Raw genomic sequence first — 16468 nt, 5'->3', positions numbered from 1 at the left:
CGGGGGCCCGCCGCCGCGGCGCGCGGACGGCGGGAGGAGGACTCCGGAGCCTTCTGGGGCTGCGCGCCGGGCACTCCGCCCCGGACCGGGGTCCGGGAGCGCGCCCTCCGGTGGCTCCGGGGTGCCGTCCGGGCGCGTGGCGTCCCGGAGCGGGACAGCCCTTAGGTGCGGGTGGCGGTGAGGGCCGTGCGCAGGTGGCCGTCGGCTGTTTCCAGGAGACGGGCCGCCGTCGGGGCGTCGACGCCGCCCAGGATCGTGAGGATGGCGGGCTTGACCTCGCCGTCCGTGGCGGCGAGGGCCGACTCGATCTCCTCGTCCGAGGCGCCGGTCGCCAGCGCGACGATGCGGCGGGAGCGGGCCCGCAGCTTCTCGTTCGAGGCGCGTACGTCGACCATCAGGTTCCCGTACGTCTTGCCGAGGCGGATCATCGTGATCGTCGAGAGCATGTTGAGGACGAGCTTCTGGGCGGTGCCCGCCTTCAGGCGGGTGGAGCCGGTCAGCAGCTCGGGGCCCACCACGACCTCGATGCCGTGGTCCGCGGCGGCCGCGAGGGCGCTGTGCGCGTTGCAGGACAGCCCCACCGTCAGCGCACCGCGCGCACGGGCGTGCTCGACCGCGCCGACGGCGTACGGGGTGCGGCCGGACGCCGAGACGCCGACCACCGTGTCGTCGGCGGTCAGGGCCAGCGCCTCCAGATCGGCCGCGGCCAGCTCCCGGGAGTCCTCCGCTCCCTCGACCGAGGTGACCATCGCGCCCGGGCCGCCCGCGATCAGGCCGACGACCTGGGCGGGGTCGGTGTTGAACGTGGGCGGGCACTCGGAGGCGTCCAGCACGCCGAGCCGTCCCGCCGTGCCCGCGCCCGCGTAGATCAGCCGGCCGCCGCGGGACATCCGCTCCGCGATGGCGTCGATCGCGGCGGCGATGAGCGGCAGCCGGGCGGCGACCGCGGCCGGCACGGAGGCGTCCTCACCGTTCATCAGCCGGGCGATCTCGGCCGTCGGCAGCCGGTCGATCTCGGACAGCTCGGGGCGGAACGCCTCGGTGGTCAGGATCTCCAACTCCGCGACCAGATCGCGGTGGTTGTCGTCGTCCGGGTCGCGGCCGTCGGCGTCGCGCAGGTCGCGGTGGTGGGAGGAGGCGTCGGCGGTGGAGGTCATGTGGAGCGGCTCTTTCCGGTGCTTTCCGTACGTACGGGCTGGGCGTACGCACGTTCCGTGGATGCGTCGTCGGAGCTACGGCGGGCGGGCAGGGGCGGGAGGCGCACTGGTCAGTGTGTCAGCGGTGGGAGCCGCGCGCGCTGTGGCGGTGCGCCAGCGCCTCGTACGAGGCGGACAGCGCGGGTGCCGCCGTCTCGTACGTCCGCTGGGCGACCCCCACGAACAGGCAGTCCACGACGAGCAGTTGACTCGTGCGGGACGACATCGCCGCGGGCCGCAGCTCGCTCTCCCGGGCCGTCGACGTGGTGAGGATGTGGTCCGCGTACTGCGTGACGGGTCCGTCCGGGCGGCCGGTGATCGCGACCGTCGTCGCCCCGCGCTCGAAGGCGACCCGGAGGGGTTCGATGACGTCGCCGGTCGAGCCCGAGTGCGTGATGGCTATCGCCACGTCCTTGGCGCGCAGCTGCACCGCGTTGGTGACGGCGAGGTGCGGATCGCTGTGCGGGTGGGCTATGAGCCCGATGCGCAGCAGCTTCTGGGCGAGGTCCTGGGCGACCAGGCCGGACGCGCCCACGCCGTAGATGTCGACGCGGCGGGCGGCGGCGAGTGCGGTGACGGCGGCGCCGAGCTGGACCGTGTCGAGGCCGGCCGCGGTGTCGGCGAGGGTCTGCTGCTCGTCGTAGGCGAGTTTGGCGACGACGTCGGCGATCGGGTCGTCCACCGCGATGTCCGCGGTGACGGCGGGGGCCCGGCCGGACTGCTGCTGGGCGGCCAGGCCGGCGAGGGCGAGGCGCAGGTCCCGGTACCCCGGGTAGCCGAGGAGGCGGGCGGTGCGGACCACCGTCGCCTCGCTGGTGCCGGTGAGTTCGGCGAGGCCGGTGACCGTGAGGGCCGCGCAGCCCGCCGGGTCGCCGGCGACGGCCTCGGCGACGCGCTGCATGGAGCGGGTCATCGACGGGGCGAGCGTGCGCACCTTGGCCGCGAGGGCGGCGGGGGCGGGCGGCGCCTCCCCGGAGAAAATTTCCTTCACGTCATGGGTCACCTTTGAAAGATATTTTCCGTTGGGGTATGCGGTCAAGGGTGCGCACAATGGGTGCATGGACCCCATCAGCCCCCTGGAACAGGCGCTGCACGCGGCGCGCGCGCTCGTGCTGGCCGACCTGGTCGCGGGCGAGGTCGCCGAGGCGGACGTCGTCTCCCTCGTCGAGGAGTCGGTCGCCCGGCGCCGCTGGTGGGTCGAGCAGTGGCCGGAGGGCGCGGGCTATGTGGCGGGCCTGGTCGCCCAGGACGTCCAGGACGCCCTGCTGGAGCGGTACGGCCGGTGGCCGCTGTGCCCGGCCTGCGGTTCGGGTGACCCGCACGCCCTCGACGTGGAGCCCGAGTTGGGGCCGGACCCGCACTGGGTGTGCCACAAGGCCGGGGTGAAGGTGGCGCCGGTGGGCTCGCTGGGCCCCGCCGTCGGCGGGAACCCCTCGCCGTGACGGTGTACATCGATCCGCCCGCCTGGCCCGGTCACGGGCGGATGTGGTCCCACCTGGTGAGCGACGAGTCGTACGACGAACTGCACGTGTTCGCCGAGCGGTTGGGTGTCCCGCGGCGCGCCTTCGAGCGTGACCACTACGACATTCCCTCGCACCGGTACTCCGACGCGGTGCGGGCCGGCGCGGTGGAGGTCGGCAGCCGCGAGGTGGTGCGGCTGCTGCGCGGTTCCGGGCTGCGCAGGCCCAAGAGGTGGGCGGGCCGCGGCTGAGGCGCCCCGGGGCGTCAGGCTTCGGTGCGGACCGGACGGGGGGCCGCGCCCGCCCCGGCGACCACGCGGGAGGTCCGGGTGCGCCGGTGCAGGCGCAGTGAGACGAGCACCACGGCGAGCCCGGCCAGTGTCAGCGCCGCGCCCGCCCACGCCGTCGACGCGTAGCCGTGGCCCGCGTCGATGACCGTGCCGCCGAGCCAGGGCCCGCCGGTGTTGCCCAGGTTGAAGGCGGCCGTGACCGTGGCGCCGGCCAGGGTGGGGGCGGCGCTCGCGACGTTGAACATCCGGGCGTTCAGCGCCGGGGCCGTGTAGAAGCAGGTGACGCCGAGGACGAAGGAGAGGACGGTCGCGGCGACCGCGTACCGGCCGAACAGCGCGAGGGCGACGAGCACGGCGGTCGACGCGGTGATGCCGCTGACCAGCACCCCGAAGAGGTGCGCGTCGGCGAAGCGGCCGCCGATCGTCGTACCGATCAACGCGCCGACGCCGAACAGCGCCAGCACGGTCGGGACCCAGCCGGCGTCCAGGCCCGCCACGTCCGTGAGGAGCGGGGAGAGATAGCTGAACGCGCAGAAGACACCGCCCGCGGCGAGCGCGGTGACGGTGACCGACAGCAGGACCTGACGGTCGCGGTAGATGCGCAGTTCCCGCTTGAGCTGCGGCTTCTCGTCCGGCACCGGGATGCGGGGGATGAGGGTGGCCACCCCGGCCAGCGCGACCGCCGAGGCCGCGCCGACGGCCCAGAACGCCGACCGCCAGCCCAGGTGCTCCCCGAGGAAGGCGCCGGCCGGGACACCGAGGACGTTCGCGATCGACAGACCGCCGATCATCACGGCGAGGGCGCGGGCCCGCGCGGTCACCGGCACCATCGCCACGGCCACCGCGGCGCCCACCGCCCAGAAACCGGCGCAGGCCAGCGCGCTCACCACACGGGACGCGAAGAGCACGCCGTACGTCGGGGCGAGCGCGCCCGCGACCTGGCCGAGGCCGAAGACGGTGATCAGCGCGAGGAGGGTGGTACGGCGCGGCAGCCGCAGTGTCGCCACGGCGAGCAGGGGCGCGCCCACGACCATGCCGATCGCGAACGCGGAGATCAGCAGCCCCGCCTGCGGAATCGTGACGCCCATGTCGTCGGCGATGGGCGGGAGCAGCCCGGACAGCATGAACTCGCTCGTGCCGAGGGCGAACACGGAGAGCCCGAGGATGTAGACGGCCAGGGGCATGCGGGGACGATCGGCGGGTGCGGGCACATCAGGGTGCAACCGAGGCGGACCGGAGCGCATTCCCGCCCGGGACGGTGGCCCCGCCCGGGACGGTGGCCCTGCCCGGGACGGTGGCCCTGCCCGGGACGGTGGCCCTGCCCGGGACGGTGGCCCCGCCCGGGGCCTGCGCCGAGCCGCGAGCAGGCCTTGCGGCACGCGGTCCGGGTTGCCTGCCCCGGCCCGGCCCCCCGGTCGGGCCGTCGGTGGGGAAGTGGGCCGCGCGTGTGGCCGTCGCCGTGGGGCGGGCCGGGGCTACGGAGCGAGTGTCTCCAGTTCTCGGCGGAGGTTCTCGCGGGCCCGCGTCTGCCACTCGCGCTGTCCGTGCGGCGTGCGGAACAGGCGGGGCAGGGCGAGGAGTTGGCGCAGGACGGCCGCCCGGCCGGTGCGGAAGGCGTCCGGCGGGACGAAGGCGTACTCCTCGCGGACGGCGGCCGTGTAGGCGGCGTACGCGTCCGGGGGCGCGGCCAGGATCGCGAGGTCGGCGTCGCAGAGCACGGCGCCGTTCGCGTCGTCGGCGCGGGGGTCGTGGGTGACCGTGAGCCGCACCAGCCTGGCGACCTCGGCGGTGCGGGCCTCCTCGACGCCCAGCTCGGGCAGGGCACGTTCGGCGAGCCGGGCGGAGCGTTCCTCGTTCGTCGACCGGTCCGGCAGATAGACCGCGTCGTGGAACCACGCGGCCAGCCGCACCGCGGCCGGATCGGCGGCGTACTCCTCCAGGACGTCGATGCGGTCGAGGACCGCGACGAGGTGATCGGTGGTGTGGTACCGCCGCCGGGGCTCGGCCCACCGGCGGAGCAGGTTCTCCGCGTAGGGGCGGGGATCGTGCGCCTGCCCGCCCGCGAGAGCCGCGTCCGGCGTCCGGGCCGCCGTGACGGCCGCCGTCCAGCGCCGCGCCAGGTCCTCGTACGCGGGATGCCGGTCAGCCGGTGCCGCCGCGCCCGTCGCCGGTCCCGCCCCTGTCTCTTCCTCAGCCATGGCGTTCATTGTCCTCGGCGCCCCCGGTGGCCGTCCCCACGGCCTAATTTGGGGCCATGACTTCAGCGGATGTGACAGATGTGCCAGAGGTGCCGGACGTACGGGACCCGGAACTCCCCGGGCGGCTGCTCCGTACCGAACGCGACGTGCTGATCCCCCTGCTCCGGGCCCGACCCGAGCGGGACTTCGCGCTGCGCACCGCCTGTCCGGGGTGGACCGTGCGGGACGTGCTCGCGCACTGCGGGGCCGCGCTGACGCGGGTGGTGGAGAGCCGTTTCGAGAAGGGGGTGTTCGAGCCGGCGGCGAACGACCGGGACATCGCCGAGCGGGACGGCTGGCCGAAGGCCCGGATCGTGGACGAGCTGGAGCGGGGGATGACCGAGGCGGGGCCGGTGATCGCCGAGGCCGGCGGGATCCTGGACGCGGTCGGGCTCGGCGAGTGGGTGCACGCCGGTGACGTACGGGAGGCCTTCGGGGAGCCGGAGGCCTACGCCGGTGCGGGTCTGCCGTACGCCCTCACGCTGCTCGCGCGGATCACCCGCGAGCGGGGCCACCTCCCGCTGCACGCCGACCTGGACGACCGGGACGAGCCGCTGCGGCTCGGCGCGCCCTCGGGCACCCGGCCGCCGGCCCGCTACCTCGGGGACGCGCCCACGCTCGTACGGCTGTACGCGGGGCGCCCGGTCGTCGGCACGCGGTACGAGCTGGCGGGCGCGGCCGAGGCGGAGCTGAACATCTTCGGCGGCTGAGGCCCGTACCGGCGGCGCGCAGGGACGTCGCGGCGTCCCCGCCACTCGCGCGATCTTCTCGCGGGCGCACACCCTCCGGGCGTAGTCTTGGATTGGACTAGACCTGTAGCCGGCCAAGGGAAGAGGTCCTATGAGCAAGCGTGCGGTCCTGGAGGTGATCGCCCTCGATGTCGAGGACGCCGTCGCCGCCCAGGCTGGAGGCGCCGACCGCCTCGAACTGGTCACCGACATGGCCGCCGACGGGCTCACCCCCGCGGTGGAGACGTTCGCCGGGATCCGCGCCGCCGTCGACCTCTCGCTGCGCGTGATGCTGCGGCTGGCGGACGGGTTCGCGGCGGGCGGCGCCGACGGGACCGCCGCGCTCGTACGGACCGCCCGCGACCTGCGGGCCGCGGGCGCCGAGGAGTTCGTGCTCGGGTTCCTCGACGAGCACGGCGGCCCCGACCTGCCCGTCGTCGAGCGGCTGGCGGCGGAGCTGGACGGCTGCCGGTGGACGTTCCACCGCGCGATCGACCGGGCGGCCGACCGTGACGCCCTGCGCAAGCAGCTGGCGGACCTGCCGGGCCTCGACGCCTACCTGACGGCGGGCTCGGCCGGCGGGGTCGACGACGGGCTGCCCACGCTGGTCGCGGAGGCCGCCCGGCGCGGCGAGCCCGGCTACGAGCCGCGGATCCTCGTCGGCGGCGGCCTCCGCCTGGACCACGTCCCCCGGCTGCGCGCCGCGGGCGTCGACGCCTTCCACATCGGCGGCGCGGCCCGCCCCGCCGGCTGGACCGCCCCGGTCGCCGCGGAGGCGGTACGGGAGTGGCGGACGGCACTGGACGCCTAGGGCCTGTCGTTTGGATCAGGCTGGCTATGACCGACGACAACGCCGCAGATGTGCGTGCCAGACCCCGCGACGCCGGCGTGATCCAAACGACAGGCCCTAGCGCGCCCCACGGCGGGCCCCCACGGGCCCGGACGTACCCGGCGGTCAGGCCGGGCCGGGCCGCGGGTCCCGGCGGCGGCAGGGGCCGACAACCGCCCGCCGGGTGCCGTCGGTTCAGGCGAGCTGGGGCGGCAGCGGGGCCGTGTGCGTCACCGTGAGGCCCGAGACCGCTCGGGTCAGCGCCACGTACAGGCGGCGCAGGCCGGTGCGTTCGTCCGGCTCGCCGTCGACCACGGCCCGCGGCTCGTCCAGGACCACGTAGTCGTACTCCAGACCCTTGGCGAGCGAGGCCGGCACGAGGGTGAGCCGGGTGTCCGGGGTGGTCTCCTCGCCCGGCCCCAGGAAGGTGATGCCGGCCGCCGTCAGCGCCTCCGCCAGCGCCGGGATCCGGGCGTCGGCGGCGATCAGCCCGATCGACCCCTCGTTGCCCAGCGACTCGGCGCAGGCGGCGACCACGTCACCGTCGCCCGTGACGGCCCGCACCTCGAAGGACCCCGGGTTCTCCCGCACCGACGCCACGGGCGCGAGCCCCGGCGCGATGTACGGCAGCAAGCGGGACGCGTACGTGATGACGTCCGCGGGGACACGGAAACCCGCCGTCAGCTCCTCGACGACCGCCTCGCTCTTGCCCAGGTGCGCCAGCGCCTCCTGCCAGCTCCGCGTCGCCCACGGCGTCGTCCCCTGCGCCAGGTCGCCGAGCACGGTCGCCGACCCGGTGGAGCAGCGCCGCCCCACCGCCCGGTACTGCATCGGCGACAGGTCCTGCGCCTCGTCGAGCACCACGTGCCCCAGTGAGTGCGTGCGCCGGACGAGGTCGGTCGCCTCGTCGATCAGCACCGCGTCCGCGGCCGACCACCGGGCCGCCTTCACGCTCCGCGCCGGCTTCGTCCAGAGGACCGCCTTCTGCTCGTCCTCGTCGAGGAGCCCCTCGGCGTGCGCGGCGAGGAACTCCGGGTCGGACAGCAGCCGCAGCACGAGCCTGGCGGGATCGACGGGCGGCCAGATCGCCTTGACCGCGGCCTTCACGGCGCTGTTGCGGGCGACGGCGTCCTGCACCCGGTCGTCCGGCGCCTCGCCCGCCCGCTCCATCTGGACGAGCACGGCATGCGCGATGCGCTGCGGAAGCGCCTCGCCCGCGGCGCCGTAGCGGATGTCGCGTTCCGTCAACTGCCGCACGATCTCCTCGAGTTCGTACACCGGTACGCGCCAGCGCCGGGAGCCGCGCACCACCACGACCGGCTCGGTGGGCGGCGTGATGTGCGAGCGGACCGCCCTGCGCAGCACCTCGGCCATCCGCGCGTCGCCCTTGACCACGGCGGCCGTGGCGTCGTCCGTGCCCCGCACCTCCACGTGCGCCACCAGGTCGTCGACCGTGGCCTGCTTGACCTCAAGCTCGCCCAGCGCCGGGAGGACCTGCTCGATGTAGTGCAGGAAGGACCGGTTCGGGCCGATGACCAGTGTGCCGGTGCGGGCGAGCCGGTCCCGGTGCGCGTACAGCAGATACGCGACCCGGTGCAGGCCCACGGCGGTCTTTCCGGTGCCGGGGCCGCCCTGCACGCACACCGAGCCGGACAGGCCCGCCCGGACGATCTCGTCCTGCTCGGGCTGGATGGTCGCCACGATGTCGCGCATCGGGCCGACGCGGGGCCGCTCGATCTCCTGCTGGAGCAGCTTGCTGGTGCCCGCCGCCTCGGCCGGGTCCAGGAGGTGCTCGTCCTCGTACGCCGTGAGGTCGCCGCCGGTGTAGCCGAAGCGGCGGCGCAGGGCGACGTCCATCGGGTCCTTCCTGGAGGCCCGGTAGAACGGCTGGGACACCGGGGCACGCCAGTCGATGACCATCGGGTCCCCGTCGGCGTCGTGCACGTGCCGCCGCCCGATGTAGAAACGCTCACCCGCCGCGCCCTCGGCCCGCTCGGCACCGGGAGCGTGCAGGTAGTCGAGGCGGCCGAAGAACAGGGGGGTGTGGCTGAGGTCGGCGAGGGCCTTGATGCGCTCGTCGATCTGGTTCTGCAGGACGACCGCGTTCACCCAGTTCGCGGTGACGTCCTTGATGTCGAGTGACTCCACGTCCTCCCGCATGGCGCGCAGAGCGGCACGGGAGTCGGCGAGGTGCGTCCGCTCACGGACGAGCGGGTCGTCAAAACCTTCGGGCATGGGGGACACGGGTGTTGCCTCCGGGGAACGGGCTGCGTCGCTGACGGTCTGCCGGCCGGTTTCCGTCCGGACGGCGGCACTCCGTGAAGGGAGGCGGGCAAGAGCGGAGATCTTAGGCGAGGGAAGGGGGCGGGTGCCAGCGAATTGTCGCGGACCTCGGGGTGGTGACGCCGAGGTCCTAGGCCGTGTCCGCAAAGTCCCGCCTGTTCCGCGACGCCTGGCACGCACTCTCGCCGCACCGGGCGAAGCCCCAAGTACGTCCAGTACGAGGGTCTCCGCCCGGCACGCCGAGAGCACGCACCAGACGCCGCGGAACCCGCCCTCCGGGCGGACGACGAGACTTTGCGGACACGACCTAGGGGGCACCGGGCGCGGGGTCCCTCCCGGGGTGGAGACGGCGCGCCCGCCAGGCGTACGGGAGGGGCGCCGAGGTTACATCGGAAGACCGACGTATCCGCTGTGTCCCGATTCCATGATGGAAGCATGAGTGCAGCGACCTTCACACCTCACCACCCGTCGCCGAGCGGGGCCACCGCCCTCGACAGCGGCCACCAGCGGCACCTTCTCGGCGACGCCCTGCGCGCCCTCAAGGTCTTCGCGACCGCGGCCGTCGGCGTCGTCCTCCTCGGCGAGTACGGCGAGGAAGCGGGCGTCCACCGCAGGTGAGCGCCGGCCGGCCCCGCGCCTCACCACCGGTGAGCGCGCACCGGCGCCCGCGCGCCCGCCGCCGGTGACCGGATGCCGCCCATCGCGCGTCCGCCGCCGGTGACCCGATGCCCGCGCCGCACGCCTGCGGTCGGTGACCGGATGCCCGCCCATCGCGCCCGCCGCCGGTGACCCGACGCCCGCGCCGCACGCCTGCGGTCGGTGACCGGATGCCCGCGCCGACCGCCCGTGCGCGCCCGTCCCGTGAGCCGTGTCGCAGGCCGGACCCGCGCGGACACTAGGGTCCCTGCGTGACCCGACGGAACGTAACCCTCCGCACACCCAACGCTTCCACCGTATCCACCGCACCCACCGGATCCGCCGTACCCGCCGTCGCGACCGCGAGCGCCCTGCTGGTCGTCTCCCTCGCCGCCTTCGTCGCGCTGTGCGTCCTCCAGCGCGCGCCCATGGCCGACGCGTTCGTCTACCGCGCCGAGGGCGCGGCCGTCGTCGCCGGCGGCGACCTGTACGGCTTCACGGTCACCGAGTGGCACCTGCCCGCCACCTACCCGCCGTTCGCGGCGATCCTGTTCGTGCCGACCGCCTGGCTCCCGCCGCTGGCGCTCAAGGCGGCGTTCGTCGCCGGCAACACCGCGCTGCTGGCCCTGCTCGTCCGGCTCTCCTGCCGCCTCGCCGGACTGCCCGCGGGCGTCCCCCTGGTGTGCACCGCCACCGCCGGGGCCCTCTGGCTCGAACCCGTGTTCCAGACCGTGCTGTTCGGGCAGATCAACCTCGCGCTCGCCTGCCTCGTCCTGTGGGACCTCACCCGCCCGCCGGGCGCCCCCGGCAGAGGCCTCGCCGTGGGGATCGCGGCCGGTGTGAAACTGACCCCCGCCCTCTTCGTCGCGTACCTCCTGCTCAACCGGCGCACCCCGGTACGGCCACGGGTACGCACCCGGGAGGGGCTCACCGCGCTGGCCTCCTTCCTCGGCACCGTCCTGGCCGGCGCGCTCCTGCTGCCCGCCGCGAGCGTCGACTTCTGGACCCGCCGCCTCTTCGAGACCGACCGGGTCGGCAAGGTGTGGATCGTCGACAACCAGTCGGTGCAGGGGCTCGTCGCGCGGGCCCTGGGCGATCCCTCGCCGGGGCCCGCCTGGGCCCTCGTGGCCGTGCCGGCCGGCTGCGCGGGCCTCGCACTCGCGTGCCGCGCCGCCGACGCCCGCCTCGGCGTCCTCCTCACGGCCTTCACCGCGCTGCTCGTCTCACCGGTCAGCTGGTCCCACCACTGGGTGTGGTGCGTACCGCTGCTCGCGGTCCTGCACGCCCGGGGCCGCACCGGCCTCGCCGTGCTGAGCGCCGCCGTCTTCACCGCCCGCACCCAGTGGCTGGTCCCGCACCGGGGCGACCTGGACCTGCGCCTGCCCTGGTGGCAGCAGCCGCTCGCCTCCCCCTACCCCCTGCTGGCGGCGGCCCTCCTGACGGCGGCCTGGCTCACCCTGCGCAGGAACCCGGCACCGGATGAGTACGCCGACCCGCCCCCGGTGAGTATCCGCACCGGTGTGCCGACACCGCGCGCGACGATGAACTGTCCGAATGACGACACCGCACCTCGAGTCCCCGCCCGCCGCGGCACGGCCGACGAACCCGTCCACGGCGGATGAACCGCACCGCAGGGCCTGGATCGCGCCGCTCGTGGCGTCGCTGCTCCTGCTGCTCCTCGGCCCGGCCGCCCTCTTCCTCGGCGGCCTGTCCGCCATGGCCACGGACAGCTGCGGCCCCGACCACTGCTCCCCGGCCCTGATGGACAGCCTGTCCTGGATCTACGGGATCCTCTCCTACGGCGGCCCGGTCACCACCGTGTTCCTGGTCGTCGCCTGGGCGCTGCCCTGGAAGCGGCGCTGGGCGGGCACCCGCGCCTGGGCCGCCTGCGCGGCCCTGCTGCCGCCCGTGACGGTCCTCTTCCTGGTGCTCGCCCTGCCCGCGCCCTGAACCGGGTCAGCTGCCCGCCAGCAGCTCGTCCGCGTCGACGATCCGGTACGCGTACCCCTGCTCCGCCAGGAAGCGCTGGCGGTGCGCCGCGAAGTCCTGGTCGATGGTGTCGCGGGCTACGACCGAATAGAAGTGCGCCTGGTGGCCGTCGGCCTTCGGACGCAGGACGCGGCCGAGGCGCTGCGCCTCCTCCTGCCGCGAACCGAAGGTGCCCGACACCTGGATGGCGACCGTGGCCTCCGGCAGGTCGATCGAGAAGTTCGCCACCTTCGACACCACGAGCACGCTGATCTCGCCCTGCCGGAACGACTCGAAGAGCTTCTCCCGCTGCGCGTTCGACGTCTCGCCCTTGATGACGGGCGCGTCCAGGTGCTCGCCCAGCTCGTCGAGCTGGTCGATGTACTGGCCGATGACGAGGATCTGCTGCCCGGCGAACTTGCGCACCAGCGCCTCCGTGACCTTCCGCTTGGTCGCGGTGGTCGCACAGAACCGGTACTTCTCCTCGGTCTCCGCGGTGGCGTACGCGAGCCGCTCGGAGTCGGTCAGATTGACCCGCACCTCCACGCAGTCGGCGGGCGCGATGTACCCTTGCGCCTCGATCTCCTTCCACGGCGCGTCGAACCGCTTGGGCCCGATGAGGGAGAAGACGTCCGACTCCCGGCCGTCCTCCCGGACCAGCGTCGCCGTCAGCCCGAGCCGGCGGCGCGCCTGGAGGTCGGCGGTGAACTTGAAGACGGGCGCGGGCAGCAGATGCACCTCGTCGTAGACGATGAGCCCCCAGTCACGGGAGTCGAACAGCTCCAGGTGCGGGTAGACGCCCTTCCGCCGGGTCGTCAGCACCTGGTACGTGGCGATGGTGACCGGCCGGATCTCCTTCCGCGTACCGCTGTACTCGCCGATCTCCTCCTCGGTCAGCGACGTCCGTTTCACCAGCTCGTGCTTCCACTGCCGGGCCGAGACGGTGTTCGTGACCAGGATCAGGGTGGTGGCCTTCGCCTGGGCCATGGACCCGGCGCCGACCAGGGTCTTGCCCGCGCCGCAGGGCAGCACGACCACGCCCGAGCCGCCGTGCCAGAAGTTCTCCACGGCCTGCTTCTGGTACGGGCGAAGCGCCCAGCCGTCCTCGGCCAGCTCGATCGGGTGCGCCTCCCCGTCGACGTACCCGGCGAGGTCCTCGGCCGGCCAGCCCAGCTTCAGCAGCGTCTGCTTGATCTGCCCGCGCTCGGAGGGGTGCACGGCGACCGTGTCGGCGTCGAGACGGGCGCCGACCAGCGGCGCGACCCGCTTCGACCGCAGGATCTCCTCCAGCACCGGCCGGTCCGTGGTCGTCAGGACGAGCCCGTGCGCCGGATGCTTGCTGAGCGTCAGCCGCCCGTAGCGGTCCATCGTCTCGGCGATGTCCACGAGCAGCGCGTGCGGCACGGGATAGCGGCTGTACTGCACGAGCGCGTCCACGACCTGCTCGGCGTCATGGCCCGCGGCGCGCGCGTTCCACAGCCCGAGCGGAGTCAGCCGGTAGGTGTGGATGTGCTCGGGGGCCCGCTCCAGCTCCGCGAACGGCGCGATCGCCCGACGGCACTCGTCCGCCCGCTCGTGGTCGACCTCGAGGAGCAGGGTCTTGTCCGACTGGACGATGAGGGGTCCGTTCACGCGAGTGCCCTTTCCGGTCCCGGCCCGCATCCGACGCGTGCGGCCAAACGTCCAGTGTGCCGTACCGGCGGGCGATCACGTCGAGGTCGGCCTCAGGGCTGGTCGTCCGCCAGTTCCGCGACGCCGGTGACGCGGTGCAGGGGATAGGTGCGGACCTCGTCCGCCGTGTGGTCGTACGCCGTCACGAAACCGCCCTCGACCCGGACGGGCGCGATGACGCGCTGGCTGGCGGCGCCCTCGGCGTTGACGTAGCCGATCCACAGGGACTCGCCGGTCAGGACGGCGGCCTGCATCGTGGCGAGGGTCTCCGCGGCGCTCGTGCGGGGCAGCTCGCCGGCCGTGGCGGGGGCGGCGTCCGGGGCCGTCCTGCGCGGGGCCGTGGCGGCCAGGTCACCGGCGCGGACCGCGCGGATCGCGGCACCCAGCAACGTGGCGTCGGGGACCGGCGGGCCCTCCGGGACCGGCTGGGGGGCCGTGCGCGGCGGCGTGCGGCGGGCATGGGCGCGGGTGATCAGGACGTCACCCTCGGCGGACTCGGCGGCGGGCGCGAAGCCCATCGCGCGCAGGCCGTCGAGGAGCGCCGCCGGATCCGCCTGGGCGGCGAGGACGGTCGGCGCGAGACGGCGCAGCCGCAGCCCGGCCGAGCGCTTGTCGGCGAGGATCTCGTTCAGCACCGCGTCGTCGTCGCAGCGGACGTACGCCGAGGCCGCGCCGATGCGCAGATGACCGTGGCGGCGCGCCACGTCGTCGATCAGATAGGTGAGCGGCTGCGGCACGGGTGTACGCGCGTGCTCGGCCAGGAAGGCGTGCAGGTCCGACGCCGCCCGGCCCGCGTCCAGGGCCCGCCGCACCGACCCCGGCGTGAACCGGTACACCGTCGCGCCGCCCTTCGACTCCACGTCCGCGAGCACCCCGAGCATGTCGGCCAGCGGACGCCGCAGCGGCCCGGGCGCGACCGCGGTCAGGTCGGCCTGGAGCAGGACGTGGTCCAGCGGCTCCGGCAGGAGCGGCGCGAGGAGCCGGGCCGCGTGGGCGGCGTCCGCGGCCTGCTCGGCGGGCGTGCGGACGGGCCGCGGGGCGGGGGCCGGGGGGTGGTGCGGACGGGCGGGGAGCCCGTCACCGGGACCGGACGGCCCGGCCTCCGAGGCGGCGTCCGCCCTTCCTGCGGTCCCGGCGGTCCCAGAGGTCCTGGCCGCCCCTGCGGCGTTCGCGGTGCCCGAGGCGTTCGCCCTCCCAGGGATCCCAGAGGTCCCAGAGGTCCCAGAGGTCCCAGAGGTCCCAGAGGTCCCAGAGGTCCCTGGGGTCCCTGGGGTCCCTGCGGCGTTCTCGGTGCCTGGGGCGTTCGCGACCCCGGCGACCCCGGCGACCCCGGCGACCCCGGCGACCCCAGCGGCCCCGGCGCCCTCAGCCGGCCCAGCCGCTTCAGCCGCCCCTGCGGCGTTCGCGCCCCCCGCCGCGGGCAGCCCGAGCAGCGCCCGCCCGTGAGAGGACAGCGCCCCGCGCCCCGTCACGCCCAGGGACTCGGCCTCGGACAGCGTCCACCGGGCCAGCCGCGTGCGCAGGTCGTCGTCCTGCGCCGACTGGGCGCCACGCAGCGGACGCTCCCAGTGAAGCCGGGACAGGAGGGAGTCCGCGGAGGGCGACGCGCCCTCGGGCAGCGTGCCGAGGAGCGCGAGGACACGGTGCCGGACCTCCGGAGCCGCGGAGCGGTCAAGACCGGGGCCGAGCGCCGAGAGCGTACGGTCCTTGGCGTCCCGTCCGCCGACCAGACCCGGCGTGCGGGTCGCCGCCAGCCAGGCCCCGGCCAGCCGCGCCCAGCGCTCCGCGGAGGGCAGTTCCAGCCATTCGTCGTAGGCGGGCGTGGCCGCGTACCGCTCGTCGGCATCACCGTCCGACGCCAGCAGCCCGGCCGCGTAGGCCAGTTCGACCCAGAACGCGGCCACCGGCTCCGGCACGTCCAGCGCGACCGCCGTCCGCTTCAGGTCGCGCACGCTCAGCCCACCCGCGCGCAACACCGCCGGACCGCCCTCGTCCCAGTCCTTCAGCAGCTCCTCGACGGTCGCGAGCGCGGTGTACGCCTGGCCCGCCGCCGTCGCGTCCACCATCGCCGGACGGTGCGCCGCACCCGGCTCCACGGCCGGCGGCACCGGCTGCGTCTCGCGGTGCGCGCGGCCCGCCCGCAGATGCAGGGCGACCTCCCGCGGCAGGACGACCGTGCCCGGCGCGGTCGGCAGCAACAGCCCCCGGTCCAGAAGCAGCCGCAGCCGGGGCGCCGGATCGGCGGTCACCTGGCCGTACGGCGGACCCCAGACCAGCCGGGACAGCACCTCCAGCGAGTCCGCCGGAATCCCGTCCAGCAGCACGGACATCCGCGTACGGTCCGTGAACAGCTCCGTCAGCGCCGCGACGGCCGACACCGAGTCGTGCGTGGTCGCAAGACCCGCCGCCGTCACGATCTCCTGGATCCGGCCGGGCGACATACCCGACGCGGCCTCCGCCACCGTCGGCCCGAGCCCCGTCGGGGACGGATGCTGCGCGGACGGCGCGAGCAGCTCACGCGCCGTACGGACCAGACGGAGACGGTCGTCCGCACCCCACACCAGCGCCTGCTCGCGCAGCGTGCCCAGAGCATGGGGGAGCGCCTCCGCGACCACCGGATCACGGTCGTCGCCCGCCATCAGCCCGAGCAGTTCGCCGTACACCGCCGGTTCCGGCGCCACCGCCAGCGCCTCCGCCGTCTGCAGCGCGAAACGGTCCAGCCGCTCCAGCGCGCGCACGACGGACGCGCGGGTGCCGGCCCGCGTCGCCAGCTGGGTGAGATCGGTGGGGACGGGCGTGATGAGGTCCGGGCGGGCACGCAGCAGCGCGGCCAGGGAGGCGTCGTCCCGCGCGCGGAGGGCTTCCGCCAGGGAGCGCGGTGCGTTCCCCGCGGGTGCGGACTCCGTCGTGGGCTGCTCCTCGGTGCTCATCCGGCCAACGGTAGCGGTTCCGCTTACCCGAGGGCTCCGCCCCCGGACCCCCGGACAGCACCGGTACGCCCGTCCTCACCCGCCGGACGGGCCGGGACCTCCAGCCGGCGAAGACCCCTCCGGCGGGCGGGCAACCGGGTCCGGGGCCTAGGGCCTGTCGTTTGGATCACGCCGGCGTCGCGGGGTCCGGCACGCACATCTGCGGCGTTGTCGTCGGTCGCCGACGCTCCGCGTCGACTC

Annotated in this window: 14 protein-coding genes; 7 read left to right on the top strand and 7 right to left on the bottom strand. The window is 74.8% G+C overall.

All coding sequences use genetic code 11. The annotated features are described in order from the left end of the window. Nucleotides 1–161: 161 nt before the first annotated feature. Together murQ and AC069T_RS21305 are read right to left on the bottom strand one after the other, a co-directional pair. Nucleotides 162–1157 (bottom strand): N-acetylmuramic acid 6-phosphate etherase, encoded by a 996-nt coding sequence (gene murQ, locus AC069T_RS21310; RefSeq protein WP_478784249.1) that lies wholly within the window; start codon nucleotides 1155–1157, stop codon nucleotides 162–164. Between the two features lie 118 nt (nucleotides 1158–1275). Further along, nucleotides 1276–2199, bottom strand: a complete 924-nt coding sequence (locus AC069T_RS21305; RefSeq protein ID WP_478784248.1) for a MurR/RpiR family transcriptional regulator — start codon at nucleotides 2197–2199, stop codon at nucleotides 1276–1278. Nucleotides 2200–2254: 55 nt separating this feature from the next. Between AC069T_RS21305 and AC069T_RS21300 the strand changes: the two genes are divergently transcribed. Both AC069T_RS21300 and AC069T_RS21295 read left to right on the top strand, forming a co-directional pair. Beyond that, a complete protein-coding gene (locus AC069T_RS21300) occupies nucleotides 2255–2638 on the top strand; it encodes a hypothetical protein (protein WP_478784247.1) in 384 nt (127 codons plus the stop codon). Beyond that, nucleotides 2635–2907 carry a DUF4031 domain-containing protein gene (locus tag AC069T_RS21295; protein WP_478784246.1) on the top strand — a complete coding sequence of 91 codons (273 nt, stop codon included), beginning with the start codon at nucleotides 2635–2637 and terminating at the stop codon, nucleotides 2905–2907. Before AC069T_RS21300 ends, AC069T_RS21295 begins: the two co-directional genes overlap by 4 nt. Nucleotides 2908–2921: 14 nt before the next feature. Here AC069T_RS21295 and AC069T_RS21290 read toward each other — a convergent pair whose 3' ends face one another. Together AC069T_RS21290 and AC069T_RS21285 are read right to left on the bottom strand one after the other, a co-directional pair. Continuing rightward, a complete protein-coding gene (locus AC069T_RS21290; RefSeq protein ID WP_478784245.1) occupies nucleotides 2922–4130 on the bottom strand; it encodes a Cmx/CmrA family chloramphenicol efflux MFS transporter in 1209 nt (402 codons plus the stop codon). 291 nt (nucleotides 4131–4421) lie between these two features. Then, nucleotides 4422–5153, bottom strand: coding sequence for an HD domain-containing protein (locus tag AC069T_RS21285; protein ID WP_478784244.1), 732 nt, complete (start codon nucleotides 5151–5153; stop codon nucleotides 4422–4424). 47 nt (nucleotides 5154–5200) lie between these two features. On the opposite strand from AC069T_RS21285, the gene AC069T_RS21280 reads away from it, so the two are divergent. Beyond that, nucleotides 5201–5893 (top strand): maleylpyruvate isomerase family mycothiol-dependent enzyme, encoded by a 693-nt coding sequence (locus AC069T_RS21280; RefSeq protein WP_478784243.1) that lies wholly within the window; start codon nucleotides 5201–5203, stop codon nucleotides 5891–5893. Between the two features lie 130 nt (nucleotides 5894–6023). Continuing rightward, nucleotides 6024–6722, top strand: a complete 699-nt coding sequence (locus tag AC069T_RS21275; protein WP_478784242.1) for a copper homeostasis protein CutC — start codon at nucleotides 6024–6026, stop codon at nucleotides 6720–6722. A 213-nt stretch (nucleotides 6723–6935) separates the two neighbouring features. On the opposite strand, the gene AC069T_RS21270 is transcribed toward AC069T_RS21275, so the two are convergent. After that, complete coding sequence (locus AC069T_RS21270) at nucleotides 6936–8975, bottom strand: HelD family protein (protein ID WP_478784241.1); 2040 nt, start codon at nucleotides 8973–8975, stop codon at nucleotides 6936–6938. Between the two features lie 483 nt (nucleotides 8976–9458). Between AC069T_RS21270 and AC069T_RS21265 the strand changes: the two genes are divergently transcribed. From AC069T_RS21265 to AC069T_RS21255, 3 genes are all read left to right on the top strand, one after another. Further along, nucleotides 9459–9641, top strand: coding sequence for a hypothetical protein (locus tag AC069T_RS21265; protein ID WP_478784240.1), 183 nt, complete (start codon nucleotides 9459–9461; stop codon nucleotides 9639–9641). Between the two features lie 389 nt (nucleotides 9642–10030). Then, on the top strand, nucleotides 10031–11281 hold the full coding sequence (locus tag AC069T_RS21260) for a glycosyltransferase 87 family protein (protein ID WP_478784352.1): 1251 nt from the start codon (nucleotides 10031–10033) through the stop codon (nucleotides 11279–11281). Next, complete coding sequence (locus AC069T_RS21255) at nucleotides 11214–11609, top strand: hypothetical protein (protein WP_478784239.1); 396 nt, start codon at nucleotides 11214–11216, stop codon at nucleotides 11607–11609. Before AC069T_RS21260 ends, AC069T_RS21255 begins: the two co-directional genes overlap by 68 nt. Before the next feature lie 6 nt (nucleotides 11610–11615). Here AC069T_RS21255 and AC069T_RS21250 read toward each other — a convergent pair whose 3' ends face one another. Both AC069T_RS21250 and AC069T_RS21245 read right to left on the bottom strand, forming a co-directional pair. Continuing rightward, a complete protein-coding gene (locus AC069T_RS21250) occupies nucleotides 11616–13259 on the bottom strand; it encodes a DNA repair helicase XPB (RefSeq protein WP_358854293.1) in 1644 nt (547 codons plus the stop codon). Nucleotides 13260–13351: 92 nt separating this feature from the next. Then, nucleotides 13352–16228, bottom strand: a complete 2877-nt coding sequence (locus tag AC069T_RS21245; RefSeq protein ID WP_478784238.1) for a helicase-associated domain-containing protein — start codon at nucleotides 16226–16228, stop codon at nucleotides 13352–13354. Between the last annotated feature and the right edge of the window lie 240 nt (nucleotides 16229–16468).

It is taken from the genome of Streptomyces sp. NPDC043867 (assembly GCF_056435845.1).
This window is presented reverse-complemented; position numbering and strand designations above follow the sequence as displayed.